Below are 26,694 nucleotides of genomic sequence, written 5' to 3'. Positions count from 1 at the left end.
ACTCCTCTTGCGAGTCGTGAAGGAAACATTCATCCTCGACAAGTCGGCGTATTGAGGGGCGTTGATGATCAAGCTTCGGTTCGTGCTGTTCGGCGTGGTTACCGGTCTCCTGATCGGTTCACCCGTGCGAGCCGTCAGCCCGGACGAAATCACCTTTCGGAGTGACGTGCTGCGCCCTGGAAATCCCCGTCAAGCGGGTCTACTGCCCGGCCCGATCGAGTCACTTCCGGTCATCGCGGCCTCCTACCTGACGCCGACAGCGGACCATCCGGGGCATCCGGCGTATGCGGGGGCTGCGGTGCTGGCCGCTCGGCACGGGATCGTGGTGTCGCGGTTCGCCGTCGGGGACGCGGTTCGGTATGCCAGTCCCACTGAGGAACTGCCGGTGGAGCGGCGTGTTCCGGCTCGGGTGGACACGCTGTGGGATCTGGCTTCAATTTCGAAGCTGTTCACCACGATCGTGGTGCTTCAGCAGGTCGAGGCGGGCCGGGTTGATCTGGACGCCCCGGTCACCAGGTATCTGCCGGGATTCGCGGCTGCCGGAGTGACTGCCCGGCACCTGCTCACGCACACATCAGGTTTGCCCGCCTTTCGCCCGTTCTACTCCACCGATTCCACACCTGAGCTACGGCTAGCCGTAGCTCAGGCAACCCCGGCTGACGCCGGCACCACCCCCGGCAAGCAGTACACCTACTCCGACATCGGACTGATCGCACTCGGAGTGCTTGCCGAACGGGTCACCGGGAAACCACTCGCCGACGCCGTTCGCGCCGGAATCACCGAGCCGCTGCGGATGCGCGACACCGGCTATCGCCCCACGATCGTCGACCGGACCGCGGCGACCGAGTTCCAGCCGTACGCGGGCCGGGGCCTGGTCCGTGGTGAGGTGCACGACGAGAACGCCTGGTCGCTCGGTGGTGTCGCCGGGCACGCCGGAATCTTCTCCACCGTCGACGACCTGGCGATCCTGTGCCAGACCCTGCTCAACGGCGGCATCTACCGGGGAACCCGGATCCTGTCGGCACGGACGGTCCGTGCCGCGCTGGTGAACTACAACGCCGACCTGCTGCCGCAGTATCCGGACAGCAGCCGCGGACTCGGGTTCGAACTGGCCAAACACTCGTACATGGACGGCATGACCTCGCCGGTCACGTTCGGGCACACCGGATTCACCGGCACCTCGGTCGTCATCGACCCGCTCGACCAGTCGTTCCTCGTCCTGCTCAGCAACCGGGTCCACCCGGACCGCGCGTGGGGCACCAACACGGTGGCCCGGCGCGCGCTGGCCAGGGCGTTCGCCGCGGCCCGTCCGATCGGGGCGCCGCCCGGCGGGGGAGAGGTCTGGCGGACCGAACTTCGCGACGGCGCGGTCATGACACTCACCGCGAGCGCGAGTCAGGGTCCGTTCCAGCTCTGGTACGACACCCAGCCCGGCCTCGACACGCTGACCGTCGAGTCCTTCGCCGGTTCGGTCTCCGCTGGTTCGGCCCCGGCCGCCGAGGCCGCTTGGAAGCCTGTGGCACTCACGCTGCGCTCCGGTTACGAGCGTGCCACCAGCGACGGAGTGGTCAGCGGCTTCGGCGGCCGGCACTGGTGGACGGTGACTTCCGCCGTACCGCCGGGGTCGGCTCTTCGTTTCACCTACCGCACCGACGCCGCCTCGCAGGGTCGCGGCGTGCTCGTCGCCGGAATCGGTCATGTCGACGCCGCCGACGGGTGGACCCCTCAACAGTTATGACGGACGGAGTCGAAGATGACATCTGCGATCAGCCGGCGCGGCCTCCTCCAGGGAGCCGCGGGTGCTGCGGCGGCAAGTGGTCTCGCCGGCTGCGCGATGGGCGGCGGCGGTCCGGCCGGCGAGGGCGCCAAGGGCGAGACCAGTGCGAACAATCCGCTCGGGGTCAAACAGGACGCCGCCCTCGAAGTGGTCATCTTCAACGGCGGGTTCGGTGAGGACTACGCCAAGGCGCATCAAGCGATGTACCGGCAGCGCTATCCGAAAGCGACGATCAAACACTCGGCCACTCAGCAGATCGCGGAGACGCTGCAGCCCCGGTTCGTCGCCGGGGATCCGCCGGACGTGGTGAACAACTCCGGCGGCAGCCAGATCGACTTCAACGGTCTCGTCTCCCAGGGCGCCCTCACCGACCTGGATGAACTCCTCGACGCGCCAAGTCTCGACGACCCGGCGAAGAAGGTCCGGGACACATTGCTGCCCGGAATCGTGGACGTGGGCTCGTACGACGGCAAGTTCCTGTCCTTGAATTACGCCTATTCGGCCTACGGCATCTGGTATTCGCGCAAACTTTTCGAGTCCCGTGGCTGGGAGTATCCGAAGACCTGGGACGACATGATCGCCCTGTGCCGGACGATCAAGGCGGCCGGGATCGCGCCGTGGACCTATCCCGGCAAACACTCCCGCTACATGAGCTGGCCGATCCTCGCGTCGGCGGCGAAACTCGGCGGCCACGAAGTCATCCTGGCGATCGACAATCTGGAACCGAACGCGTGGAAGCATCCGGCCGTGGTGGCCGCCGCCGAGGCGTACTACCAGCTCGCCGTCGACGGTTTCCTGCAGCCGGGCGCCGAAGGCATGGACCACGTGCAGTCACAGACCGAGTGGTGCCGGGGCAACGCCGCGTTCCTTTCGTGCGGCTCCTGGCTGGAGAACGAGCAGAAGGCGGTCACCCCGGCCGACTTCCGGATGGCAGTCGCCCCCACACCGGCACTGACAAAATCGGACAAGCTGCCGTACGAGACGTTCCGCGGCACCGGGAGTGAGCCGTTCATCGTCCCGTCCCGAGGCAAGAACACGCGCGGTGGACTGGAATATCTGCGGGTCATGCTGTCTCGGGCCGCAGCTTCCGACTTCACCCGCCGAGTCAGCAGCCTGACGTGTGTGCAGGGTTCTGCCTCCGGCCTCTCGCTGGGGCCCGGCCTCACCTCGGTCACCGAACTCATCGACGCCTCCGGCGGTGGCGCGTTCACCTGGCTGTACTCGTCGTACTACCGCAAGCTCGAACGTGAGCGGGTCGACGGGGCCAGTGCCGAGCTGTACGCCAAACGCCTCAACGCTACGCAATGGTGCGACAAGGTGCAGAAATCCGCCGACGAGTTCGCGAAGGATCCGGCGATCAAGAAGTACAAGCGGGTCTGATGCGGCGACTGTTCATCCTCACGTTCCTGGTCCCGCCCCTGCTGCTGTACGGGCTGTTCGTCGTTTCGCCGTACGCGCAGGCGTTCCAGATCGCCGGTACGAACTGGAGCGGGCTGTCGCCGACGTTCGAGTTCGCCGGGCTGGACAACTTCCGGCGGCTGCTCGGGGACGGTTACTTCTGGAACGCGCTGCGCCACAACGGACTGCTGCTGCTGTTCCTGCCGGTGGTGACGATCCTGTTCGGGCTGTTCCTGGCGTCGATGATCACTGTGCATGGTGTACGCGGCGCCGGGTTCTACCGGGTCGTCTACTTCTTTCCACAGGTCCTGTCGGTGGCGATCATCGGAGTGCTGTGGAAGGAGATGTACGCCCCGCACACCGGCATGATCAACGGTCTGCTCCGGGGCGTGGGCCTGGACGGTCTGGCGGTCGCCTGGCTGGGTGATCCACGGTTCGCGTTCTGGTGCGTTCTGGTCGTACTGATCTGGATGAACGTCGGTTTTTACGTCGTCCTGTTCAGTGCTGCCATGCAGGCGATACCCCGGGAGTTGTACGAGGCCGCGGCTCTGGACGGCGCCGACCGGCTCACCACCCTGGTCCGGATCACCGTGCCACTGCTGTGGGACACCATCCAGGTCGCCTGGGTCTACCTCGCGATCATCGCCATCGACGGGTTCGCCATCGTGCAGATCATCACCGACGGCGGCCCCAGTTCCTCCTCCGACGTGGTCGGCCTGCGCCTCTACAAGACCGCCTTCGGCGACGGCCAGTTCGGGTACGCCTCCGCGATCGGCGTCGCCATGTTCTTTCTGACCCTCACCGTGGCGGCGATGTTCCTCCAGGTGACCCGCCGCGAACAGGTCGAGTGGTGAAACGCCTCCCGCACGTCTTCCTGATCGGCTGGGCCCTGCTCACCACGCTGCCGCTGGTGTGGGCGGTGCTCAGCTCGTTCAAGAGCGACGACGAGATCCTCACCGATCCGTGGAGCCTGCCCTCCCGCCTGCGCTGGGAGAACTGGGCCCGAGCCTGGACGTCCGCGCACATCGGCCGCTACTTCCTCAACAGTGCCGTCGTCGTCACCGGCGCCCTCACCCTGACCATGCTGTTCGGGGCGATGGCCGCGTACGTGCTGGCCCGCTACAAGTTCCGCGGCAACCGGATCGTCTACTACACATTCGTCGGCGGCATGATGTTCCCGGTCTTCCTGGCCCTGGTGCCACTGTTCTTCGTGGTCCGCAATCTGGGCCTGCTCGGCACCCTGCCCGGCCTGACCCTGGTCTATGCGGCCTACTCGCTGCCGTTCACGGTCTTCTTCCTGACCGCGTTCTTCCGCACCCTGCCCACCACGGTCGCCGAAGCCGCGATGGTCGACGGTTGCGGCCACTTCGGCCTGTTCTTCCGCGTCATGCTGCCGATGGCCCGCCCCGGCCTGATCAGCGTCGGCATCTTCAACTTCCTGTTCCAGTGGAACCAGTACGTCCTGCCGATCGTCCTCATGCAGGGCTCGGACGCCGAGCAACGTTGGGTTCTGGCCCAAGGCCTGACCGCCCTGGCCGTGAGCGAGGGCTACCGGGGCGACTTCAGCGGCCTGTTCGCCGGCATGACCATCGCCATGCTCCCGGTCCTGTTCGGCTACCTGCTCTTCCACCGCCAGGTCCAGTCCGGCCTCGCAGCGGGTCAACTCCGCTGACGCCGGCTTCGTAGGCTGTGACGGTGCCGAGCCCTCAAAGATCAACTGCTGTCGGCCGGCTGAGCCCGGTAGCCCACCGCTGCCACCGGATCGCCGAATCCCGCGCCTTCGAGATCGCCGTGTCGAGTACGTCTTCCGGGCCTTCTTCGTAGCGGAGATCACCGTCCGGATCCTGGCGCACGGCCGCACCCCACGAGAGTTCTTCCGGCACGGCTGGAACGTCTTCGACTTCATCGTCATCGCCGCCGTCTTCCTGCCCGGCCTGCACGGCGACACGGCCGCCCTGCGGGTGATCCGAATCGCCCGGGTGATCCGCCTGGTGCGCTTCTCACCCGGCTTGCGAACCATCGTCACGGCCCTGCTGCGCAGCCTGCCCGGCGTCGGCGGTTTCCTGGCCCTGGCCCTGGTCACCCTCTACGTCTACGGCATGGCCGGCTGGCTGATCTTCGGCACCACTTACCCCGAGGAGTACGGCACGCTGGGCGCGGCAGTCCTGACCCTCTTCGTCCTACTCTCCCTGGAAACCCTGCCCGACTTGATCGGCCAGGGCCTGGACCTGTCCCCGTGGACGCTCGTCTACTACGTCAGCTACGTACTGATCACCGTGAACGTGCTGGTCAACATCCTGATAGCGGTCATCGTGAACTCGATGGAGGAAGCCCGCCGCCTGGAGATGACCACCCACATGGCCACCGACGAAGACCACGACGGCATCCCCGACGAAATCGACCGCATCATGATCAGCCAACGCCTGGACGACCTACGCTCCGCAATAACCGACCTCGAACGAGACCTGAAGATCGACCGCCGCCCATAGAGAACCATGCGATCACCCAACACGCGATCCGCCGAGCCGAGCCGCGCGGGTTGCCCGACGAGGGCGCTGGCCTGGGCGGTTGTCTTCCTCGGACCCGATCATGGGTGGTTGAGGTTGGTGAGTCGGATGTGGTCGGTGGGCGGAGAGCCTGGACCTCTGGGCTCGAGAAGCGGTGGCCCGGTGGCCCGTGGCCCGGTGGCGATGCGTTCGGGTTTGGGTTCGGCCGTAGGTATTTCCCGAACCCATCGCTATTGCGATGACGATTTTCCTCACCGGCGCGACAAGGTGAATTCGGGAGGCCTGACCCGGAACAGCGGAGGTACCGATTGCTCGGACACTGCCGACCTCACGTCGGCGACCGCGATGTCCGATTTCCTTCGGCAGAATTATCCTCGGTGATCCCCACGCAAAACACAGGGAATCCGACGAAGTTCTGCATGGATATTCCTCGGCCATCGCACGGTGACCACCGCTGACACGGTCGTCCGGAAGCACGCCGAGTGTCACCGTGACTGGCGCTCGACCAGCACCATGATAATTCAATAAGAGTCCGCCCCGGCTCGACTGGAACAGAGGCATCACCAGCTGATGGTCGATGGGGATAAGAGTGGGACCTGTTCGCTGGTCTGTGCTCGCGGATCGGCGAATGGAGGCGCCGAGCGGCGACGGCGAGGCCGGAGTCGTCGGTGTCGGCTGAGCACCTGCCGCGTCGGAGGCCGGAGGTACGGACAAAGGCTGCACAGGTGTAGGTGCGGGTGCAGGCCTCGGTGCTGGTGCTGGCAGTTGCGGTGTGGGTGGAGTCTGGGGTGGCGCCGGCGTGGGTCGGGGTTGGGGTGCGAGGGAGGCCAGCCATTCTCGGTCCTCTTGGAAGAGGGGCATGGAGTCGCGTTCGTGGATGCGGCGGAGTTTTTCGGCGTGGCGGCGTTGAAGGCCCCAAGCGCGACGGATCTCGTGGTCGCGGCGAAATGCGTCGCGGCTGGGGGAGTGGTTCTTTGCCTTGGTTCGGTCACGCATTCCGGAAATGCTGAACAACGCTGGCTGACTCATGCGCTGATTCTTCCGCACCCCTTCAGAGAAGTGTAAGCGGATGATCATGCCAAACCGCCGATTCCTCTCTTCGTGAAAGTGGATCTTACCCACGGAATTGATCGATCGCTTGAAGGGAGTGCTGTCGTTCAGCGGGAGTTCCTGACTTCGCGCTGAACGCACACCGCCTGGGCATATTTAGGCGAGTTGTCCGAAGAAGGTCGTGAGTTTGGCTACGGCCTGGGTCACGTGGTCGTTCTGGTGGTACATCGAGATGTGGGTGCCGCCATCGACCACGAACAGTTCCTTGGGCTCGGCCGCCCTCGCTATCGCGTTGCGGCTCATGTAGGCCGTGTTCGCCATCGATCCGATGATCATCAGGAGTGGGCGCGGTGCGATGAGTTCGATCATGGCGAACATGTCGGACTGGATCACCTGGTCCAGGCTGCGGACCGGCCAGGTTCCGCCAGCTCGGGGGTGCTGTCCGAGCGGGGTGCGGTAGTACTCGCGGGTCTCGTCGTCCACTGCCTCGGTGATCCACTCCTGGCGCTGGACGCCCGCGCCGCGTGCTTCCGCTGTTCGGGCGGCCGCGCTCAGTGCGAGCATCGTGCGCAGCACCTCGGGGTCCTGGCCACCGCCGAGACCGTCGCGCATCACCGCGCCCAGGTCGCTCGCGCTGATCGTGGCGACCGCCTTGATCCGCACGTCGGTCTGGGTGGCCCAGGCTACGTAACCGCCGGAGGCGCAGATGCCCAGGGCACCGATCCGGTCGGCGTCGATCTCGTGGCGGGTGGTCAGGAAACTCACCGCGGACTTGATGTCCTCCGCGCGCTGGAACGGGTTCTCCAGACCGCGCGGTTCGCCCTCGCTCTCGCCCTGGTAAGCGGCGTCGTAGACCAGCACGGCGAAGCCCGCATCGGCCAGGCGTTCGGCGTACAGGCTGGCGGATTGTTCCTTCACGCCGCTGCCCGGATGGCCGACGACGATGGCGGGCCGGCGCTGGGCGGCCGGAGTGTCCGGCAAGGCCGCCGGCAGCCGCTGGGTGGGCGGAGTCTCCGGCAGGAAGAGGATGCCGGCGAGCTGGAGGCCGCTGCTGAGGAAGGTCACGTGTGTCTTCATGGCCTTGACTCTTTCCAACGCTGCACGCTGGGAAAAGGGGACAGAACTGGCCCAGGCGCCGGGGTGGCCGCGGTGCGACACTCGATCCCATGAGTAGCGAACTGGGGGACTTCCTGAAGGCCCGGCGCCGTCAGGTGAGTCCCGCGGCTGCGGGGCTTCCGGATGGTGGGCGGCGCCGGATTCCGGGGCTGCGGCGTGAGGAGGTGGCGCTGCCTGGTCAGTGCGCCGTTCTGGCAGGGGATCGGGGTCGGCGCCGCGATCACGGCGGTGACCGGATCTGTCATCGACCACTGTGCCCAGTCCCGGGCGGCACTCCACCTGGACGCGCTGTGGGGGCTCTAGGGTGGTGGGGTGGCCGCCTTTGTGCTGATTCACGGGGCCGGGGACGTCGGGTGGTACTGGCATCTCGTCGAAGCCGAGCTACGGGCCCTCGGGCATGACACCGTCGCGCCGGACCTGCCGTGTGACGACGACTCCGCGGGGCTGGTGGAGTATGCCGACACCGTGGTCGCCGCGATCGGGGACCGGACGGGGCTGGTGGTGGTCGGGCAGTCGCTCGGCGGGTTCGTCGCGCCGCTGGTCTGCGAGCGGGTGCCGGTGGACCGGCTGGTGCTGGTGGCGCCGATGATCCCGGCGCCGGGTGAGGCGGTCACCGAGTACTTCGCGAACACCGGGTACCGCGACGAGGCGAACACCGGGAACCGCCACGAGACGACCGGTGACCCCTTCTATCAGGACGTGCCCCCGGAACTGGCCGCTGAGGCGCGCCGGCGGGGGCGGGCGCAGTCCGAGGTGCGGATGGGGGAGGCGACGCCGATGCGGGAGTGACCCGCCGTACCCACGCAGGTGTTGATCTGTCGTGATGACCGGCTGTTTCCGCCCGCCTATCTGCGCCGGGTCGTGCGGGAGCGGCTGGGGGTGACCCCGGTCGAGATCGACGGCGGGCACACCCCGGCCCTGAGCCGCCCCCGCACGCTTGCTCACTGCCTGCGGTGACGGTAGTGGTGGACGGCGAGGCCGGTGCCGCTGACCAGGGCCAGCAGGCCGAAACCGGCGCTGACGAACTCGTTGACACCGGCCGCCGAGGTGACCGCGTTGGCGGCCAGGCCGACGATCAGCAGAAGCCACAGGACCGGGCGAAGGTTGTCGTTCATGGGCTCGACGCTAGGAATCCGGCACCGGCCGCGACCATCCCGCCAGGGGCACTTCTGAAGGTACAGCCAGCGCTACTGCGCCCGGCAGACCTGCTCACTATCGTCGGACGGATGCGGATCCAACGACTACGGATGGCCGTCGACGGGCTGGAACACATCGTCGGTGGCTTCGGCACCGCGCTGCTGGCCGTGGTCGCCCTGGCCTGGTCGCTGCTGGTGGCCGCGGCCTCTGTGCTCGGGGTCGGTCTGCTGCTGGCGCCGACCGTTCCGCGGGTGCTGCGGGCGGTCGCCGACCGGGAGCGCGCCCGGCTGACCCGCTGGGGACCGGCCGTCGTCGGGCCGCCGCCGCTGCCGGGCACCACCCGGGAGGCGTTGCGGGACCCGTCGGTGCGCCGGGAGGCGGCCTGGGCCGGTGTGCACGGCACCGCCGGTCTCCTGCTCGGTGCCGTCGGGATCTCGCTGCCGATCTACGCGGTGGAGTACGCGTCGTTCCCGCTGTGGTACCGGGCGCTCGACCCCGAGGAGGGCGGCCCCGGTTTTGTGATGTGGCGCATCGACGGGTTCGCCGACGCGGCGGTGGTGTGGCTGATCGGGGTGCTGTTCGTCGTGATCACCATCGGGTTCGGTCCCGGCATCGCCCGTCTGCAAGCTTTCGCCGGGCGGCGCCTGCTGGCTCCGTCCGGCGACGTGGACCTGTCCCTGCGGGTGGCCGAGCTGACCCTCACCCGGGCCGCCGCCCTCGACGCGCACGCCGTCGAACTGCGCCGCATCGAACGGTCCCTGCACGACGGCACCCAGAACCGCCTGGTCGCGGTGAACGTGCTGATCGGTGCCGCCCGCCGGGCCCAGCAGCGTGATCCCGCCGTGGTCGCCGACATCCTGGACCGGGCTCAGGAGGCCACCGAGCAGGCGCTCGCCGAACTGCGGTCGGTGGTTCGCGGCATTCTTCCGCCGGTGCTCGACGACCGTGGTCTGGACGGGGCGCTCGCCGGACTGGCCGGGACCTGCGTGGTGCCTTGTGAGCTGGAGGTGGACGTGCCGGGGCGGTGTGCGGTGTCGGTGGAGGCGACCGCCTACTTCGTGGTGGCCGAGGCACTGACCAACATCGCCAAGCACAGTGGTGCCAGCTCGGCGCGGGTGGTCGTACGGCGGGCGGGTGATCGTCTGTTGTTGAGCGTCACCGACGACGGCAAGGGTGGTGCCGACGAGACCGGCGGCAGTGGGCTGGGCGGGATCCGGCAGCGAGTGGCCGCCTACGATGGCCGTTTCGTGATGTCGAGCCCAGCCGGTGGGCCGACGAGGATGGACGTGGAGCTGCCGTGCGGATCGTGATCGCCGAGGACGACGCACTGCTGCGGGAAGGGCTGGCACTGCTGCTGCGGGCCGAGGGCCTGGACGTGGTGGCCACCGCCGACGCGCCCGGCACCTTCCTCACCGCGATCGACGAGCACCGGCCGGACGTCGCGATCGTCGACGTCCGGATGCCGCCGACACACACCGACGAGGGCATCGTCGCCGCTGTCGAGGCCCGTAAGCGGCAGCCGGGGCTGGCGGTTCTGGTGCTGTCCGCCTACGTCGAGCAGGCCTTCGCCACCGATCTGCTGGCCCGCGGTTCGGCCGGTCTCGGGTACCTGCTCAAGGAGCGGGTCGGCCGGGTCGACGAGTTCCTGACCGCCCTGCACCGGGTCGCCGATGGGGGCACCGCCGTGGACCCGGAGGTGATCGGCCAGCTCCTGGCCCGGACCCGCCCGGACAGCCCGGTCAGCCGGCTCAGCGCCCGCGAACGCGACGTGCTCGCCCTGATGGCCGAAGGGCTCGGCAACACGGCGATCGCCGAGAAGCTGTTCGTCACCGACGGCGCCGTCCACAAACACATCCGCAGCATCTTCGCCAAGCTCGATCTCGCCCCCGACGACCGCGCCGACCGCCGGGTCACCGCCGTCCTGCACTACCTCGACGACCAGCGGAAGTAGTGCTGGCTGTACCTCGATCGTCCAGCAGCCTTCATTTCGGCGACCGCCTCTGAGCAGCAGACTTCTGTGCATCCACGGCAGAGAGGTCGATAGATGTCCGTCCAGAGCGAACCCGCGGTCCGAGTGCACGGGCTCACCCGTGTCCACCAAGCCGACGGTGAACCGGTTCGGGCCCTCGCCGGAGTCGACGCCACCTTCCACCGCGGCACCTTCACCGCGATCATGGGCCCGTCCGGCTCCGGCAAGAGCACCCTGCTGCAGGCCGCCGCCGGACTGGACCGGCCCACCGAGGGCAGCGTCCGGATCGGCGACACCGAACTGTCGACGCTGTCCGAGACGAAACTGACCGAGCTGCGCCGCGACCGGATCGGTTTCGTCTTCCAGGCGTTCAACCTGATCGGCGCGCTCACCGTCGAGGAGAACATCCTGCTGCCGCTGAAACTGGCGGGAGTACGCCCGGACCGCGAGTGGATCGCCACGGTCGTCGACCGGGTCGGCCTCGGTCAGCGGCTGCGGCACCGGCCGTCGGCACTGTCCGGCGGTCAGCAGCAGCGGGTCGCCATCGCCCGCGCCCTCGCCGCCCGCCCACAGGTCATCTTCTGCGACGAACCGACCGGCGCGCTCGACACCACCACGGCCGCCGAGGTGCTGACCCTGCTGCGGGGCATCGTCGACGACCACGGGCAGACCGTCGTGATGGTCACCCACGATCCGGTTGCGGCCTCGTACGCCGACCGGGTCCTGGTCCTCGCCGACGGGCACCTCGTGCACGACATGCCACAGCCGGGCGCCGGCCGCATCGCCGAACACCTGGCCGCTCTCGGCCGCCGCCCGGCGGGGGCCGTCCGATGACCGCGCTCGCCGCACGTCTGCTGCGCCATCGGCCCGGCTCGTCGATCGCGACAGTGCTGGCGCTCGCCCTCGGGGCGCTGATCCTGACCGCGATGGGGATCCTCGTCGAGTCGGGGCTCCGATATCACCCGGCGCCGGTCCGGTACACCGCCGCCGACCTGGTGGTGGCCCGGCCCGACACCACGTTCACCAGTAAGGAGTTCGACGGCGAGGTCTACACCAGCACGGTCGCGCTGCCCGAGGGCGGCACCGTGCCGCTCGACCTGACCGGCGAGATCCTCGGCGTCGACGGGGTCGCCACCGTCGCGGTGGACGAGGACATCCCGGTCGTCACCACCACCGGCGTCACCGTGCCGGGCCGGGGCTGGGGGAGCGCGGTGCTCACCCCTTACGAGCTGGTCTCCGGTACGCCGCCGAAGTCCGCCGGGCAGGTCGTGCTGAGTGCCGGCCCCGCCGAGGCCGGGCAGACGGTGCAGTTTCTGATCGGCGGGACGCTGCGGTCGTACACAGTCAGTGGTGTGGTCCGGGGTCCGGCCGTGGCCTTCTTCGCCGACGCCGAGGCCGCCGCTCTCTCGCCGCATCGCGGCACGGTCCGCGCGATCGGCGTGATCGCCGAGCCCGGTACCGATCTAGCCGCGTTGCAGAGCCGGATCCAGGGGCTCGCCGGTGACGCGCAAGTGCTGACCGGCGCCGGCAGCGGCGTGGCCGAACGCTCCGCCGATCGGGCCGCCGCGACCCTGCTGGTACAGGTCGGCGCGTCGTTCGGCGGCTATGTGATCATGCTGATCGTCTTCGTGGTCGCCGCGACCGTCGGCCTCAGCGTGCGCCACCGCCGCCGCGATCTGGCCCTGATCCGGGCCGTCGCCGCCACGCCCGGCCAGGTCCGCCGCATGATCATGGTGGAGTCCGCGTTGCTCAGCGTGCTCGCCTCGGGGTTGGGTGTGCCCGCCGGATTGGCCGCCGCCGGCTGGCTCACCGGTGAACTGACCAGCCGCGGTTTCCTGCCCGGCGCCTTCCCGATGCGGCCCGGAGCCCTCGCCGCCCCGGCCGCCGCCGCGATCATCGTGGTGTCGGCCGTCCTCGCCGGGCTCCTCGCCGCCCGCCGGGTCACCGCCATCCGGCCCGCCGAAGCCCTCGGCGAGGCCGCGATCGAACCCGGCACCGCCGGCAGAGGCCGCCTGATCAGTGGTCTGATCACCCTGGTCGCGGCCGGTGCGTCAGCGGGCGCGGCGGTCTCCGTCAGCGGGCAGACCGCGCTCGGTGCCGCCCTCGGCATGCTCTACCTGTTCGTGCTCGCGGTCGCTCTGCTCGCCCCCTGGATCATCACCGCCGCCGCCCGGCTGCTCGCCGGGCCGTTGCGGGCGGTCTTCGGCGTCAGCGGGTACCTGGCCGCCGCCAACCTGCGGGCCAACGCCCGTGGCACCGCCACCGTGCTCACCTCGCTGGTTCTCGCGGTCGGCTTCGGCGGTTCGGTCTGGTTCCTGCAGGACAACCTGGAACGACAAGCGGTCACGCAGACCCGGGAGGGGCTTCTCGCGACGCGGGCCCTGGTCTCGGTCGCCGGGCTGCCCGAGTCGGCGGTGGCTCAGGTCCGGGCGATCGCTGGGGTACGGGCGGCGACTCCCGTCCGGCACACCAGCATCGTGGTGTCCACGATGGGGGACGGTGAGGTCGTCGGCGCCCGAGCCGTCGACCCGGCCGGCCTGGCGGACACCCTCGACCTCGGGGTCACTGCCGGTGACCTGGCCGCCCTGGATGCCACGACGATGGCCGTCTCGGAGACCTTCGGCGGGGAGATCGGTGCGAGCGTCCCCGTCCGGCTCGGCGACGGCACTCCGGTGGACCTGCGGATCGTCGCCGTCTACCAGCGCGGCCTCGGTTTCGGTGATGTCATCCTGTCCCGTGCCACCGTCGACGGTCACACCGCGAGCGGCCTCGACGACGAGATGCTGATCAGCGCGTCCCCGTCGGCTGACGCCGTGCTGCGCAAGATCCCCGGCGCCACTCTGGTCGGCACCGATGCCCTGACCGGCGGCCTCGCCGAGGATCTGGCCCTGAGCGCCTGGCTGAACCGGCTGCTGATCGCCGTGATGGTCGGTTACACGGCGGTCGCCGCCGCCAACACGATGGTGATGGCAGCCCTGGCCCGCCGCCGCGAACTGGCCGTGCTGCGCCTGACCGGCGTCACCAGCCGCCAGGTCAAGCGCATGATCAACGCCGAACAGGTGGGGCTGCTCGGCACCGCGGTCCTCCTCGGTGGCACGATCGCGGCACTCACCCTGAGCTGTGTGGTCCGGGCTCTGACCGGAAGCTTCCTGCCGTACGTGCCACCGCTCGGCTGGCTGACCGTCCTCGGCGGCACCACGATCCTGGCCCTGGCCACCACGATCCTGCCGGTCGCCCGTCTGCTGCGGATCCCGCCGATCGAACACATGGGCATCAAGGAGTGACCCGCGGCGACATCGACGTCGGTAGGCTGTCGCGGCTTGAGAGGGGTGAGCGTGCGGAAGCGCTGGATGGTTTGGGCCGCGACTGCGGTGGCGGGGCTGGGGATTCTGGGTACGGCCGGGTGGCTGGTCTTCGGGCCGGAGGACGACCCGGTGCGGGAACGGCGGTACCGCGCCGAGTCGGCCTGTCTGTTCACCGGTGATCAGGGGCTGCGGGGCCCGGCCGCGGTGCCGGTGTGGGCCGGGATGCAACGGGCGTCGGCGCAGACGCGGGTGCAGGTGACGTACCTGGCGGCGATCGGTGCCCCGACGGCGCAGAACGCCGCCACGTATCTCGGCGGCCTGCTGCAGCAGCAGTGCGATCTGCTGATCGCGGTCGACGAGGCGCCGGTGACCGCGGTGACCGCGGTGGCGGCGAAGTACCCGAAGCAGCGGTTCGTGGTGGTCGGCGGTGCGGCTACGGCGGCTAACGTCGCCGTGGTCGACGGAGCGGAAGGGGCCGTCTACGCGCTGTTGACCGACCAGTTCGAGGAGTAGTAAACCCGGAACGCTGTGTGATCTCGGTCATATTCTGGCCGGGATCGACGGGCTCCAGCTTGGACCTGCAAGGGCCTTGGGCTGTGGAGATGCTGTGAGGTTGCGCTCGGCTCGGTCGTCCAGTGTCTCGGCCGGCGCATCCAGTGTGGAGAACGGGTATATCGGAGATCGATGATCTTCACCTATGTTCCTCAGGATCTTGTCGCTCGATCTTGGGGGAACAGTGGGTCGCCACGCCCGTCGCCTCGCGGTCTTTCTCGTCCTCACACTCGTCGCCTCGATGGGGATCCCCAGCGGGCTGAAGGGTGACCTCCCCCTGGGCTGGCTGGATTTCCGGCTGTCCTGGACGCAGGCCGCCGCAGCGTACGTCAGTCTCCCGGTGCAGAAGCAGGGCCCCGGCGCGGACGGGCACTACGGCGGGAAGAAGGCCGGGTTCACCCAGCCGGAACCGGTCAAGCGCAAGCCCTGGACCGCGGACGAGGCCGTCGGCGCGGACTCGTTCGACCCGGCGGACTCGAAGAAGGTCACCGGCCGGTCGAGTTCCACGACGGACGTGTTCGAGAACCCGGACGGCTCGCAGACCGCCAAGGTCTCCACCGGCCGGGTCAACTACCGGGGTGCGGACGGCAAGTGGCGGCCGATCGACACCTCGCTGAGCCGGGGCACCGACGGCCGGCTGAAGACCAAGGCGAACTCCTTCGGGGTCTCCCTCGCGGCGCCGCAAGCCAAGAGCGCCGCCCGGCAGGCCGCCGAGGACCTGGCCCGGATCACGCTCCCGACCGGTGAGGTGTTCGCCTACCGGCTGCAGGACGCGCTGGCGGTGACCCCGGCGGTCGACGGCGACAAGAGCACCTACGCCGAGATCCTTCCCGGTGTCGACGTGCGGCTCCAGACGCTGACGAACAGCGTCAAGGAGACGATCGTCCTGAAGAGCCCGGCGGCGACCCGGGAGTTCGTGTTCCCGCTGGAGCTGACGGGCCTGACCGCGGACCTCACCGCCGACGGTGGGCTCGCACTGCGCGACGCGGCGAACGAGGTCGTGCTGACGGTGCCGCGGCCGTTCATGGAGGACTCCAGCCCGCTCGACGGGACCGGCAGCCGGCCCAAGTCGTACGCGATCGGGTACTCCCTGATCGACGTCGACGGGACTCCGGCGCTGAAGGTCACCGCCGACGACGCGTGGATCGACGACCCGAAGCGGGTCTGGCCGATCGAGATCGACCCGACGGTCTACACCGCGAAGACGATGAACGAGGGCGACGTCTACGTCGACAACGACACGACCACCGGCGCGGACGAGCAGAACGGCAGCTCGATCGCGGTCGGCCGGTACGAGAACGTCATCGCCCGCTCGTACATGAAGTTCCAGGACTTCGACACCGACGGGTTCGTCGGCAAGCGGATCACCGGGGCGAAGTTGTGGGCGTACCTGACGTACGCGTACACCTGCGACGTCTACAGCAACATCTACGTCCGTAAGGTCACCACCCCGTGGCTGGTCGGCGACCTGGACACCGCGGCCCTGGCAGCCGGGCCGTCGGTGACCGCGCCGATCGGCACCCTGAAGATCACCGACCACACGCCGGGCTGCACCAACACGGTCAAGGACCGCTCGGTCGGCCAGTGGCACGCGGTCACCCTGGACCCGACGACGCTGCACGACTGGGCCACCAACCGGGGCAGCGCGAACTGGGACCAGGGCCTGGCGATCACCGGCGACGAGGTGGCGACCAACTCGTGGAAGCGGTTCACCTCCGGCAACTACAGCGACGCCTACAAGGCGTACCTGGAAGTCACCTACGCGAACAACGTCGCGCCGCAGGTCAACACGCTGTTCCCGCCGTCCGGCACGCAGTCGCCGTCACTGACGCCGCAGCTGATCGCGGACGGCTACGACCCGGACGGTTTCCCGGCGACCCTGGAGTACAACTTCGAGGTCTTCCAGGAGTCGGCGACCGGCACCCAGACGAAGATCAAGGAGTCGGGGTGGCGCACCGACAAGACGTGGACCGTGCCGGCCGGCACCCTGAAATGGGGCGGGCGTTATCGCTGGCAGGTGACCCTCAACGACGGCCGTAACAACGAGGGCGTCGCCTCCTACACCTGGTCACCGTCCTGGCGATTCCTGCTCACCACACCGGTGCCACAGTCACCGCTGACCGCGAGCCTGGAACAGCACGGTGACGCCGGCTTCGCGCCCGGCTCCGGCACCTACACCAGCTCGGCCGTCGACGCCCAGGTCAGCTCGGTGGGCCCGGCGCTGGAGATCGCCCGCACCTACAACTCGGTCGACACCCGGCTGTCCGGGGCGTTCGGCGCGGGCTGGTCGTCGCTGGTGGACGCCAAGGTGACCGAACGCAAGGACGCCACCGGCGCGCTGACCGTCGCCGAGGTCACCTACCCGACCGGGCAGACGGTCGCCTACGGCCGTAACGCCGACGGCACCTGGTCCGCGGGACTCGGCCGGTACGCCAAGTTCGCCGCGGTCACCGGCGGTTACCAGCTCACCGACAAGTCCGGTGTCGGCTACCTGTTCACCAGCGCGACCGGCACGACCGGGGTGTACGGGCTGACCTCGGTCACCGACACCAACGGCCGACCGCTGAACCTGACCTGGACCGGCGGCAAGGTCACCCAGGTGACGTCGGCGGCGAGCAAGCGCAACCTGTTCCTGACCTGGTCCGGTGCGCACGTCGCGAGTGTCGTCACCGACCCGGCCGTGGCCGGTGACGCGGCCACCGCGGCCACCTGGTCCTACACCTACAGCGGCGACCAGCTGGCCAAGGTGTGCCCGCCGACCTCGGCGACCGCCTGCACCCAGTACACCTACACCGACGGCAATCTCTACCCGACCACGGTGGAGAACCTGGACGCCTACTCGTACTGGCGTCTCGGCGAGGCGTCCGGTGTCGCGCAGGCCGCCAGCGCCGCGACCGAGCGGATGAAGGCCGACTACGGCACCCACACCAACGTCACGCTCGGCACCGCCGGTTCCGGGGCGCTGCCCGGCTCGACCGCGACGGCCGCCACCTACAACGGCACCACCTCGCGGACCGCGCTGCCGGCCAAGACCGTGTCGCAGGCCGGCTACCAGTCGGTGTCGATGTGGTTCAAGACGTCGGCCGCCGGCGATCATGTGCTCTACAGCCAGAGCTGGGATCCGATCACGACGGCGAGCACCGCCAACCCGTACCAGCCGGTGCTCTATGTCGGCACCAACGGCCAGCTCTACGGCAGTTTCCCGACCCTGCCGGCCGCCGGAACCACCCTCGGCTCCTTCCTCGGCAGCGCCTCGGGCCGGTGTCTCGACGCCGAGAACGACGGCCTCAGCAACGGCTCCAACGTGATCCTGCAGGACTGCACCGGCGCCGGTAAGCAGATCTGGAAGCTGACCGCCGCCGGCCAGTTGCACCAGAACGGGCTGGCCACCCGCTGCATGCGGGAGGAGGGCACCGAGGCCGGTTCCGGCGTCGACGTGCAGGACTGCAGCGCGACGGCGGCCAACCAGAAGTGGCGCCTGACCGGCGACGGCCGGATCGTGTCGCAGGAATCCGGCATGTGCGTCAACCCGTACGGCAACGGCACCGTGAACGGCACGGTGATGACCATCTGGCCGTGTGGCCGCCCGTACACCGCGGTCCAGACCTTCTCCACCCAGAACCATTCGACGCTGGCCTCGGCGACCGCGGTCAACGACGGCAACTGGCACCACGCGGTGCTCTCGGCCGCCGGTGACCGGCAGACCCTCTACGTCGACGGTGTCGCCAAGGCCACCCAGACCGGGGTGGTGGTCACCGACATCCAGCCGCGCTACCAGTACCTCGGCGCCGGTCACCTCGGTGGCACCTGGACCGCCCAGGACAACGCGGTCGCCTACAAGAACAACGGCTCCCCGGACTACTACAGCGGCGCGCTCAGCGACGTCGCCGTCTTCGACCAGCCGCTGACCGCCGACCGGGTCACCGAACTCTACGGTGCCCGCGCCTCACGCAAGCTGCTGTCACAGATCACCCGGCCCAGCGGCGCGGTCACCGCGAAGGTCGCCTACGACCCGGTCTCCGGCCGGGTCCGCAAGGTCACCGACGGCGACAACGGTTCCTGGACGCTCGCCGACCCGCAGGTCAAGGGCTCGTCGCAGGTGTACGCGTCCGCGGTGCTCGGTGACAATCCGGTCGACTACTGGCGTCTCAACGACCTGCCCGGCACCACCGAGCCGTACAACGAGGTCAACGGCAACACCGCCACCTACTCCAGCGTCACCCTCGGCGGCACCCCCGGTACCGACGGACCGTTCAAGGACACCACCGCCCCGTTGTTCAGCGGGGTGGCCGGCAGCGAGATCACCGGCGACACCGCCTCGGTCAGCACCGCCCAGTCGTTCAGCGTCTCGACCTGGCTGAACGCCGCCGACCTGACCGTCAACCGGGCCGCCGTCGCGATCACCGGCGCGGCCCAGTCGACGGCCTTCATGCTCAGTTACGACAAGGCCACGAACAAGTGGGCGGCGGTGATGTGCTCCGCCGACGTCACCGGCTCGACGTGTCCCCGGACCGCGTCCACCAGCACACCGGTGGCCAACACCTGGACGCATCTGGCCGCGACGTTCGACGCCCCGACCAAGACGATGCGGCTCTACGTCAACGGCGTGCTGGAGAAGACGGCCGTTCTGACACACACGCTGTGGGCCGGTTCCACCCTGGTCGCCGGTCACTGCTTCCACAACGCGGTGAACTGCGACCTGTGGAAGGGCCGCGTCGCCGAGATCGCCACCTACCAGGCCAGACTCACCGACGCCGAGATCCTCGCCCAGTTCAACTCGGCCGACCGCAGTGCCACCGGCGTGGCCATGCCGGCGAAGTCGATCGCGGTGACCGGGCCGACGGCGAAGAACAGCACCCAGCTGTTCAACCTGTACACCGGGCAGCAGATCGCCGACACCGACACCCTCGGCAACCTCACCCAGTTCGGGTACGACGGCACCACCGGCGCGATGACGCTCAAGGTCGACCCCAACGGCAACAAGACCGAGCTGGCGTACGACGTCCGGGGCAACGTCCTGTCGCAGACCACCTGGCCGGACCAGACCGACACCGCCACCAGGTCCACCACGCGGTTCACCTACTTCCCGGACGCGACCAGCACCAACCCGGCCCCGGACCCGCGCAACGACAAGATCCTGACGGTGCAGGACGGCCGGACCGACGGCACCTACCGCACGACGTACACCTACGACACCCGCGGCAACACCACGGCGGTGACCGATCCGCTCGGCCGGGTCACCACCACGGTCCACTCCGACGGCACCACGGGAGCGCCCGCCGGCCTGGCGACCCGGCAGGTCAGCCCGGGCGGGTCGGTGACCACCACCGAGTTCGCGGCCAACGGGGACATCACCGCGGTGACCGACCCGGCCGGCAAGATCACCCGGCTGACGTACGACCAGCTCGGGCGGGTCCTCACCAGCACCGAGGTCTCCAAGACCAACCCGAACGGGCTGACCAGCGGTTACACGTACGACAAGCTGGGTCGGATCTTGACCTTGACCCAGCCCGGCGTGCTGAACCGGGTCACCGGGGCCACCCACACGGCCGTCACCACCTACCAGTACAACGTCGACGGCCAGTCCACGGCGATCAGCGTCACGGACACCACCGGTGGTGACACCGCCCGGCAGACCACCACCGAATACAACACACTGGGCCAGGTCAAACGGGAGACCGAACCGGACGGTACGGCCACCGCCTACACCTACGACCTGTTCGGTGAGGTGCTGACCGCCACCGACGACGCGGGCACCACCGTGGCCACCGAGTACGACAGCGAAGGCCAGATCCTGTCGGTACGGTTCAAGAACTACACCGGTGATCCCGACGACCCGAAGGCCGCGGCCGACGTCGTCACCGAATCGCGGGCGTACGACCCGGGCGGCCGGCTGATCCGCAGCACCGACGCCGAAGGCTGGTCGACCGAGTACGCCTACACCAGCAACAACCTGCTGAAGACCGCGACCCAGATCGGTGCGACGGCGGCGACCCGGTTCGTCCTCGAGGACAACACCTACGACCTCGCCGGCAACCTGCTCAAGCAGGTGACCAACGACGGCCGGACCACCACGGCGTACACCATCGACGCGGCGGCCCGTCCCTACCAGGTCACCGTCGACCCGACCGGAGTGAACCGCAAGGTCACCAACGTGCTCAGCCCGGACGACCTGGTCCTCGCCAGCACCGTGCGCGACAGCGCCGGCACCGTGGTCGCCCAGAACGAGACGATCTACGACCCGGCCGGGAACGACCTGGTCAACACCACCTTCTCCGGTTCCACGAACGGTCCGGCCGGCCGCTGGAAACTCGGCGAGACCACCGGTACCGTCGGCGCCGACACGGCCGGCAACACCCCGGCGGAGTTCCCGAGCTGGGCGGCCACCCAGTGGTCCACCGACAAACCCGCGTCCCGCACCGACCTCACCGGTTCCGTGCAGATGACCGAAGCGGACACGTACGAGCAGCTCACCACGCCGGTCCCGGTGGTGGACGCGGCCCGCTCCTACTCCGTCTCGGCCTGGGTGAAACTCAAGAACCCGACCCAGAACCACGCCGCGGTCTCGCAGGAGAGCGGCCAGTCGTCGGCGTTCGTGCTCGGCTACACCCACGACAGCAAGTCGTGGTGGATGGCGGTCTGCGACAACGGTGGTGTCAACTGCACCTCCGCCGAGTCCACCCAGACCGCGGCCACCGACGCCTGGACCCACCTGACCGGGGTCTACGACGCCGCCGCCAAGACGGTGAAGCTCTACGTCAACGGCACCCTGCAGAACACCGTCGCCTGGTGCTGCGCCGCGAACACGGTCAACGGCACCTTCGCGATCGGCGGCAGCAAGTGGGACGGCTGGCTCACCGCCGAATGGGCCGGCAACCTCGCCGACGTCCAGGCGTACCAGCGGGTCCTCTCCGACGCCGACGTCACCGCGGTCTACGACGGCAGCTCCACCTGGGCCGGCGCCAAACTGATCCGCGAGTCGTTCGAACGCGACACCGACGGCACCATCACCTCGGAACTCGACCCGAACGGCGAACGCACCTACTACCAGTACGACGAGGCCGGGCGGATGGCCCTCACCATCGACCCGCCGACGACCACCGAGCGGTACGACAGCGCGCCGGTCACCACCCGGTCGATCAGTTACGCCGGCTACAACACGTTCGGTGAACTGACCGAGGAGCGCGACCCGACCGGCAACACCACGACCACCCGGTACGACGCCGGTGGCCGGCCGGTGAAGACGATCTACCCGTCCTACACCGCCAAGGGCTCGGCCACGGCGCTGTGGCCGGAGGAGACCACCCAGTACGACGCGGTCACCGGTGAGGTCTCCAAGGTGATCGACGCGGCCGGCAACGAGACGTCGCTGACCTACGACGCCCTCGGCCGGGTCACCAAGGTGACGAACGCGGACGGCGGACTGGTCCGGTACACGTACGACCGGCTCGGCAACGTCCTGTCGGTTACCGATCCGACCGGCGCCAAGCAGACGTCGACCTACGACTACCTCGGCCGCACCGAGACCGAGACCCAGATCGTCCGGCAGACCGGCGCCGCCCACACCAGCACCTACACGTACGGCCCGGGTGGCTGGCTGTCTCAGGCGACCAGCCCGGACAAGGCGACCGAGAAGTACACCTACAACGCCCTCGGCGAGACGCTGACCAGCACCGACAGCGCGAACGCGACCACCACCTACCAGTACGGCGGCGCCGGTGATCTGCTGCGCACCACGCTGGCCGACAACACCTACCAGACCACCACGTACGACCTGGCCAGCCGGCCGACCGCGGCGCAGAGCTACGACGCGGCGGGCACGCTGCTGACCAGCACCGGGGTCACCTACGACCGGGCGAGCAACGTGGTCGCCGCGACCGACGCCCGGGGCGCTACCACCAAGTTCACCTACGACGCGGCGGGTCTGCTGACCGCGCAGGACGAGCCGGTCGTCGCCGGTACCACGTCGATCGGCACCTCGTTCGGGTACGACGCGGCGGGCCGGCCGACCCGGTTCACCGACGGCCGCGGCAACGCGTTCTGGACCACCTACAACACATGGGGTCTGCCGGAGTCCACGATCGAGCCGGCCACCACCGCGCACCCGGCCGAGGCGGACCGCACCTTCACCACCGTCTACGACCTGGCCGGGCTGCCGGTCCGGCAGATCCAGCCGGGCGGGGTGGAGGTGGTCAACACCTACGACGAGATGGGCCAGGTGACCCGTTCGTCCGGCAGCGGGGCCGAGGCGCAGACCACCGACCGGGAGTACGCCTACGACCTCGCCGGCCGGGTCACCGAACTGTCCGGTCCCGGCGGCGACAACACGCTCGCCTGGGACGACCGGAGCCTGTTGACCTCGGTCACCGGCCCGTCCGGGAACAGCTCGTTCACCTACACCGGTGACGGGCAGACCAAGACCCGCGTCGACGCGGCCGGCACCACCACCTACGGTTACGACCCGGCGGGCCGGCTGTCCACGATCGCCAACCCGTCGACCGGGATCCAGGAGACCGTCGGCTACGACGCGCTGTCCCAGGTCACCAAGGTCACTTACGGGACGAACGGCAACACCCGCAACCTCGGGTACGACAGCCTGCACCGTCTGACCACCGACGAACTGAAGACGACGGCCGGCGCGAGTGTCGCCCGCATCTCCTACGGCTACGACCAGAACTCGAACCTGACGTCGAAGACCACCACCGGGTTCGCCGGAGCGACCGCCAACTCCTACACCTACGACCTGGCTAACCGGCTGACCAGCTGGAACAACGGGACGACCACGGTCGGGTACGAGTACGACCGGTCCGGCAACCGGACCCGGGCCGGAACCAAGACGTTCACCTACGACGACCGCAACCGCCTGCTCACCTCGTCGCAGGGCGACAGCTACGAGTACACCGCCCGCGGCACCCTGCGCCGCACCTTGTCGGGCACCGTCGGCTATGAGACGACCGCCGACGCGTTCGGGCAGATCATCCGTCAGCAGTCCGGCGACAATACCTTCGAGAACTATCAGTACGACGGTCTCGGCCGCGTGGTGAAGACCGGTTTCGCCTACACCGGTCTCGAGAACGACCTGGCCACCGACGGCACCTCCACCTACACCCGGGACCCCGGCGGCGGCCTGCTCGGCGTCCAGGGCCTCTACGCCTGGACCGACCGGCACACCGACCTGGTCGCCCAGTTCACCGCCACCGGCGCCAGCCTCTCCGGCTCCACCACCTACGACCCGCTCGGCAACGTGGTCACCCGGGCCGGTGTCATCGGCAACCTCGGCTTCCAGCAGGAATACACCGAACAGTCGACCGGCCGGGTCAACATGCACGCCCGCTGGTACAACCCGGAGACCGGCCAGTTCGACACCCGCGACACCGCCGGCCTGAGCCCGGTCGGCAACTCCGGCAACGCCAACCGCTACGGCTACGGCAACGCCAACCCGCTCTCCAACATCGACCCCACCGGCCACTGGTCGATGTCGATCAGCGGCTGCAACACCACGTGGACCTGCCTGGTACAGGGGTTCGTGAACTCGTTCGACGTGATCGGCATGGCCAGCAGTGTCATCGACGCCTTCGGTGACCTGAGCGGAACCATCAACCGTTTCATCGGCGGCATGGTCACCGACGCCAACAACTGGAAGACCACGATCAGCAACGTCATTCACGACAAGTTCGACTGCGGCGCCTGGTGGGTGCCGATGCGGGAGTCGACGTGCAACAACATCGTGAGCAAGGTGGCCACCGTCGGTGGCTGGGCCTGCGCCCTCAGCGGCGTCTGCCAAATCATCTACGACTGTCTGAACTACAACAGTGGCGGTAAGAACGGCTGCGCCGAAGCCGTCGGCGGCCTCCTCGCCGACGCGGTGAAAGCCCTGGTCACGGTCGGGGCCGGCGCGGTCGTCTCCCGAGTCGCGAACCGGATCACCAGCCTGCTGAAACGGTTCGGCCTACCGGACCGGCGCAAGAAGAGCAGCAGCGGCAGCGGCAACAGCGGCACCAAGAAGCCGAAGAAGGCCAGCAAGCCGAAGTCCGAGAAGAAGAAGACGAAGGCCAAGACCAAGAAGAAGAGCTCCAACAGCACGAAGAAGAGCACCAAGAAGAAGAAGAGTTCGAACAGCACCAAGAAGACCAAGAGCAAGAAGAAGAACACCAAGGCCAAGACCAAGACCCCGAAGAAGACCACGACCAAGCCGAAGGGCACCGGAAAGACCCCGGTCAAGTCGACCCCCGTCAAGGAGACGGCCCCCGAGCCGCGCCTCGAACTGCCCACCGCCCGGGTCCTCGACGGCAACGACATCGGCTACGACAACCGCACCGACTACGGCACCTGCCCCGGGCACAGCTTCGACCCCGTCACCCGGGTGCTGATGGCCGACGGCACGACCAAGCCGATCGCCGAGGTCGAACTCGGTGACGAGGTCAAGACGACCGACCCGGAAACCGGTGAGACCACGTCCCAGCCGGTGACGGTGCTGCACCACAACCTGGACACCGAGCTCGCCGATGTCACCGTCAGCGACACTCCTTCCAACGTCACTGCGGAGACCGGCGAGGGCAAGGGCGGCCGTTCCACCCGAGGCCCGACGGTCCTCAAGACCACCGGGAACCACCCGTTCTGGGACGACACCGCCAAGCAGTGGGTCGGCGCGGGAGACCTGGAACCCGGCAAGTCCACCCTGCTCACCGCCGACGGCGCCACCGTCCACGTCACCGCGGTCCGCACCTTCACCGGTGCCAAACGAATGCTCGACCTCACGGTCGACGTCATCCACACGTACTACGTCCTCGCCGGCACCGAGCCGGTCCTGGTCCACAACTGCCTGACTCAAGACTCCTACGACTTCGGCGGTCAGGTCCGATACGGAGCCCTGGACAAGTACGACCGGCCCACCGGAGTCTGGGCGACAGTCACGAAGGACATGCTCCACAAGGGCCAGTCCCCGGGCGGTTTGAAGATCGAAGGGCTGCCCAAGGGCATGGGGACCCTGCTCAATCTTGCGAGAGGGCATCTTCTTGCTGATCGACTCGGTGGGAAGAGGAACAAGAAGAACCTCGTCGCCCTTACGCAGGACCCGGTCAACTCGCCGATCATGCGCGATGGGATCGAGCAGACCGTCTATGATGCGGTGGACGGCGGGCAGGTCGTGCAATATTCCATCGAGCCGGTCTATGTAGGGAAGTCGGACACCCCGCGAGCATTGCGAATCAGCGCTTATGGGAATGGGCCGAACCCGCTCGTGGTCAAGGAGTTCGAGTTGAACAACCCGGCTGGCATGTTCGGCTTCGGGGATGAGGACTGGTGACGGACAAGTTCGAGCGGCTTCGTGCCGTGGTGAAGCCGCCGGTTCCGGTATCGGGGTTTCCGGAGTGGGGCGAACTGGAGCGGCGCGTCGGTGGCGCTCTTCCTCCCGACTATCGCCTGCTCGTTGATGGCTACGGGCCGGGGGTCTTTGACGACTTCCTGCACGTGCTCCAGCCGAAATCGAAGTTCCCGCCGATCCGGTTGGTGTCGTTCTCCGGGGCGTACCGGGAGCGTCTGTCGGCTCAGATCGCCAGCGGCCGGGTGCTGCCGCATGATCCGGATATTCTCCTGCCGGTGGCCCGGACGGAGGACGGCGACGTGATCTCCTGGGTGATGGTCCCGGCGGATTCTCCCGCGCACTGGTCCCTGACGATCAACAACTCGAGTCGCGAGGAATGGCTGGAATTTCCGGGCGGAATCGTCGACTTCCTGTTCGCGGTATACGTCGAGGATCTCCGGATGCCGTTCTTCCCCGACGATTTCCCGTCGCCGGAGCGGGTGTTCAGCGCGCATCCGTCAGTTGAGGAACTGACGGATGTTCTGCGCAGAATGAACGACCAGTCGTAGGTCACCCCGGCA

The 26,694-nt window shown here is 68.4% G+C and carries 19 protein-coding genes; 16 read left to right on the top strand and 3 right to left on the bottom strand.

Annotation, left to right across the window (positions count from 1 at the left end):
- Positions 1 to 64 precede the first annotated feature (64 nt).
- From BLU81_RS14640 to BLU81_RS14625, 4 genes are read left to right on the top strand one after another with little or no spacing between them, the layout of a single operon-like run.
- Positions 65 to 1,738 carry a serine hydrolase domain-containing protein gene (locus tag BLU81_RS14640; RefSeq protein WP_092545136.1) on the top strand — a complete coding sequence of 558 codons (1,674 nt, stop codon included), beginning with the start codon at positions 65 to 67 and terminating at the stop codon, positions 1,736 to 1,738.
- 15 nt (positions 1,739 to 1,753) lie between these two features.
- Positions 1,754 to 3,157, top strand: coding sequence for an N-acetylglucosamine/diacetylchitobiose ABC transporter substrate-binding protein (gene ngcE, locus BLU81_RS14635; RefSeq protein WP_172890553.1), 1,404 nt, complete (start codon positions 1,754 to 1,756; stop codon positions 3,155 to 3,157).
- A complete protein-coding gene (locus tag BLU81_RS14630) occupies positions 3,157 to 4,029 on the top strand; it encodes a carbohydrate ABC transporter permease (protein ID WP_092545134.1) in 873 nt (290 codons plus the stop codon). The genes ngcE and BLU81_RS14630 overlap by 1 nt, the downstream gene beginning before the upstream one ends.
- Entirely contained in the window at positions 4,026 to 4,847 is an 822-nt protein-coding gene (locus BLU81_RS14625; RefSeq protein WP_231954531.1) for a carbohydrate ABC transporter permease, read from the top strand. Before BLU81_RS14630 ends, BLU81_RS14625 begins: the two co-directional genes overlap by 4 nt.
- Before the next feature lie 34 nt (positions 4,848 to 4,881).
- On the opposite strand, the gene BLU81_RS50650 is transcribed toward BLU81_RS14625, so the two are convergent.
- Positions 4,882 to 5,115: a hypothetical protein gene (locus BLU81_RS50650; protein ID WP_231954530.1), complete on the bottom strand. Its 234-nt coding sequence runs from the start codon at positions 5,113 to 5,115 to the stop codon at positions 4,882 to 4,884.
- On the opposite strand from BLU81_RS50650, the gene BLU81_RS14620 reads away from it, so the two are divergent.
- Entirely contained in the window at positions 5,005 to 5,664 is a 660-nt protein-coding gene (locus BLU81_RS14620) for an ion transporter (RefSeq protein ID WP_307833775.1), read from the top strand. The two genes, BLU81_RS50650 and BLU81_RS14620, sit on opposite strands and share 111 nt — an antisense overlap.
- A gap of 891 nt (positions 5,665 to 6,555) precedes the next feature.
- Positions 6,556 to 6,747, top strand: coding sequence for a hypothetical protein (locus BLU81_RS48270; protein ID WP_157751575.1), 192 nt, complete (start codon positions 6,556 to 6,558; stop codon positions 6,745 to 6,747).
- 141 nt (positions 6,748 to 6,888) lie between these two features.
- Here the strand turns inward: BLU81_RS48270 and BLU81_RS14615 are convergent, their stop codons facing one another.
- Positions 6,889 to 7,809 (bottom strand): alpha/beta hydrolase, encoded by a 921-nt coding sequence (locus tag BLU81_RS14615; protein ID WP_092545130.1) that lies wholly within the window; start codon positions 7,807 to 7,809, stop codon positions 6,889 to 6,891.
- Between the two features lie 195 nt (positions 7,810 to 8,004).
- On the opposite strand from BLU81_RS14615, the gene BLU81_RS49205 reads away from it, so the two are divergent.
- The 3 genes from BLU81_RS49205 to BLU81_RS50640 are packed head-to-tail and all read left to right on the top strand — an operon-like array spanning position 8,005 to position 8,805.
- Positions 8,005 to 8,151 carry a hypothetical protein gene (locus BLU81_RS49205; RefSeq protein WP_172890552.1) on the top strand — a complete coding sequence of 49 codons (147 nt, stop codon included), beginning with the start codon at positions 8,005 to 8,007 and terminating at the stop codon, positions 8,149 to 8,151.
- Between the two features lie 9 nt (positions 8,152 to 8,160).
- Complete coding sequence (locus BLU81_RS14605; protein ID WP_231954529.1) at positions 8,161 to 8,637, top strand: alpha/beta hydrolase; 477 nt, start codon at positions 8,161 to 8,163, stop codon at positions 8,635 to 8,637.
- 21 nt (positions 8,638 to 8,658) lie between these two features.
- A complete protein-coding gene (locus BLU81_RS50640; protein WP_231954527.1) occupies positions 8,659 to 8,805 on the top strand; it encodes a hypothetical protein in 147 nt (48 codons plus the stop codon).
- On the opposite strand, the gene BLU81_RS49200 is transcribed toward BLU81_RS50640, so the two are convergent.
- Complete coding sequence (locus tag BLU81_RS49200; protein WP_172890551.1) at positions 8,790 to 8,963, bottom strand: hypothetical protein; 174 nt, start codon at positions 8,961 to 8,963, stop codon at positions 8,790 to 8,792. The genes BLU81_RS50640 and BLU81_RS49200 overlap by 16 nt on opposite strands.
- Before the next feature lie 111 nt (positions 8,964 to 9,074).
- Between BLU81_RS49200 and BLU81_RS14600 the strand changes: the two genes are divergently transcribed.
- The 7 genes from BLU81_RS14600 (at position 9,075) to BLU81_RS14570 (ending at position 26,682) form a co-directional block, all read left to right on the top strand.
- Entirely contained in the window at positions 9,075 to 10,295 is a 1,221-nt protein-coding gene (locus BLU81_RS14600; protein ID WP_092545126.1) for a sensor histidine kinase, read from the top strand.
- Positions 10,283 to 10,936, top strand: coding sequence for a response regulator transcription factor (locus tag BLU81_RS14595; RefSeq protein WP_092545124.1), 654 nt, complete (start codon positions 10,283 to 10,285; stop codon positions 10,934 to 10,936). Before BLU81_RS14600 ends, BLU81_RS14595 begins: the two co-directional genes overlap by 13 nt.
- A gap of 93 nt (positions 10,937 to 11,029) precedes the next feature.
- Complete coding sequence (locus BLU81_RS14590; protein ID WP_092545122.1) at positions 11,030 to 11,788, top strand: ABC transporter ATP-binding protein; 759 nt, start codon at positions 11,030 to 11,032, stop codon at positions 11,786 to 11,788.
- Positions 11,785 to 14,238, top strand: a complete 2,454-nt coding sequence (locus BLU81_RS14585) for an FtsX-like permease family protein (RefSeq protein WP_092545120.1) — start codon at positions 11,785 to 11,787, stop codon at positions 14,236 to 14,238. Before BLU81_RS14590 ends, BLU81_RS14585 begins: the two co-directional genes overlap by 4 nt.
- 51 nt (positions 14,239 to 14,289) lie before the next feature.
- Positions 14,290 to 14,772 (top strand): type 1 periplasmic-binding domain-containing protein, encoded by a 483-nt coding sequence (locus BLU81_RS14580; RefSeq protein ID WP_157751574.1) that lies wholly within the window; start codon positions 14,290 to 14,292, stop codon positions 14,770 to 14,772.
- 280 nt (positions 14,773 to 15,052) lie between these two features.
- Complete coding sequence (locus BLU81_RS14575) at positions 15,053 to 26,116, top strand: LamG-like jellyroll fold domain-containing protein (protein WP_172890550.1); 11,064 nt, start codon at positions 15,053 to 15,055, stop codon at positions 26,114 to 26,116.
- Positions 26,113 to 26,682 (top strand): hypothetical protein, encoded by a 570-nt coding sequence (locus BLU81_RS14570; RefSeq protein WP_092545114.1) that lies wholly within the window; start codon positions 26,113 to 26,115, stop codon positions 26,680 to 26,682. Before BLU81_RS14575 ends, BLU81_RS14570 begins: the two co-directional genes overlap by 4 nt.
- Positions 26,683 to 26,694 lie beyond the last annotated feature (12 nt).

The organism is Actinoplanes derwentensis (assembly GCF_900104725.1).
Classification (GTDB): Bacteria; Actinomycetota; Actinomycetes; order Mycobacteriales; family Micromonosporaceae; genus Actinoplanes; species Actinoplanes derwentensis.
This window is presented reverse-complemented; position numbering and strand designations above follow the sequence as displayed.

What these genes read in the sequence shown, in the direction of transcription:
- BLU81_RS14640 (WP_092545136.1), top strand. Translation starts at nt 65, where the DNA reads ATGATCAAGCTTCGGTTCGTGCTGTTCGGCGTGGTTACCGGTCTCCTG.
- ngcE (WP_172890553.1), top strand. Translation starts at nt 1,754, where the DNA reads ATGACATCTGCGATCAGCCGGCGCGGCCTCCTCCAGGGAGCCGCGGGT.
- BLU81_RS14630 (WP_092545134.1), top strand. Translation starts at nt 3,157, where the DNA reads ATGCGGCGACTGTTCATCCTCACGTTCCTGGTCCCGCCCCTGCTGCTG.
- BLU81_RS14615 (WP_092545130.1), bottom strand. Translation starts at nt 7,809, where the DNA reads ATGAAGACACACGTGACCTTCCTCAGCAGCGGCCTCCAGCTCGCCGGC.
- BLU81_RS49200 (WP_172890551.1), bottom strand. Translation starts at nt 8,963, where the DNA reads ATGAACGACAACCTTCGCCCGGTCCTGTGGCTTCTGCTGATCGTCGGC.
- BLU81_RS14600 (WP_092545126.1), top strand. Translation starts at nt 9,075, where the DNA reads ATGCGGATCCAACGACTACGGATGGCCGTCGACGGGCTGGAACACATC.
- BLU81_RS14590 (WP_092545122.1), top strand. Translation starts at nt 11,030, where the DNA reads ATGTCCGTCCAGAGCGAACCCGCGGTCCGAGTGCACGGGCTCACCCGT.
- BLU81_RS14585 (WP_092545120.1), top strand. Translation starts at nt 11,785, where the DNA reads ATGACCGCGCTCGCCGCACGTCTGCTGCGCCATCGGCCCGGCTCGTCG.
- BLU81_RS14575 (WP_172890550.1), top strand. Translation starts at nt 15,053, where the DNA reads ATGGGGATCCCCAGCGGGCTGAAGGGTGACCTCCCCCTGGGCTGGCTG.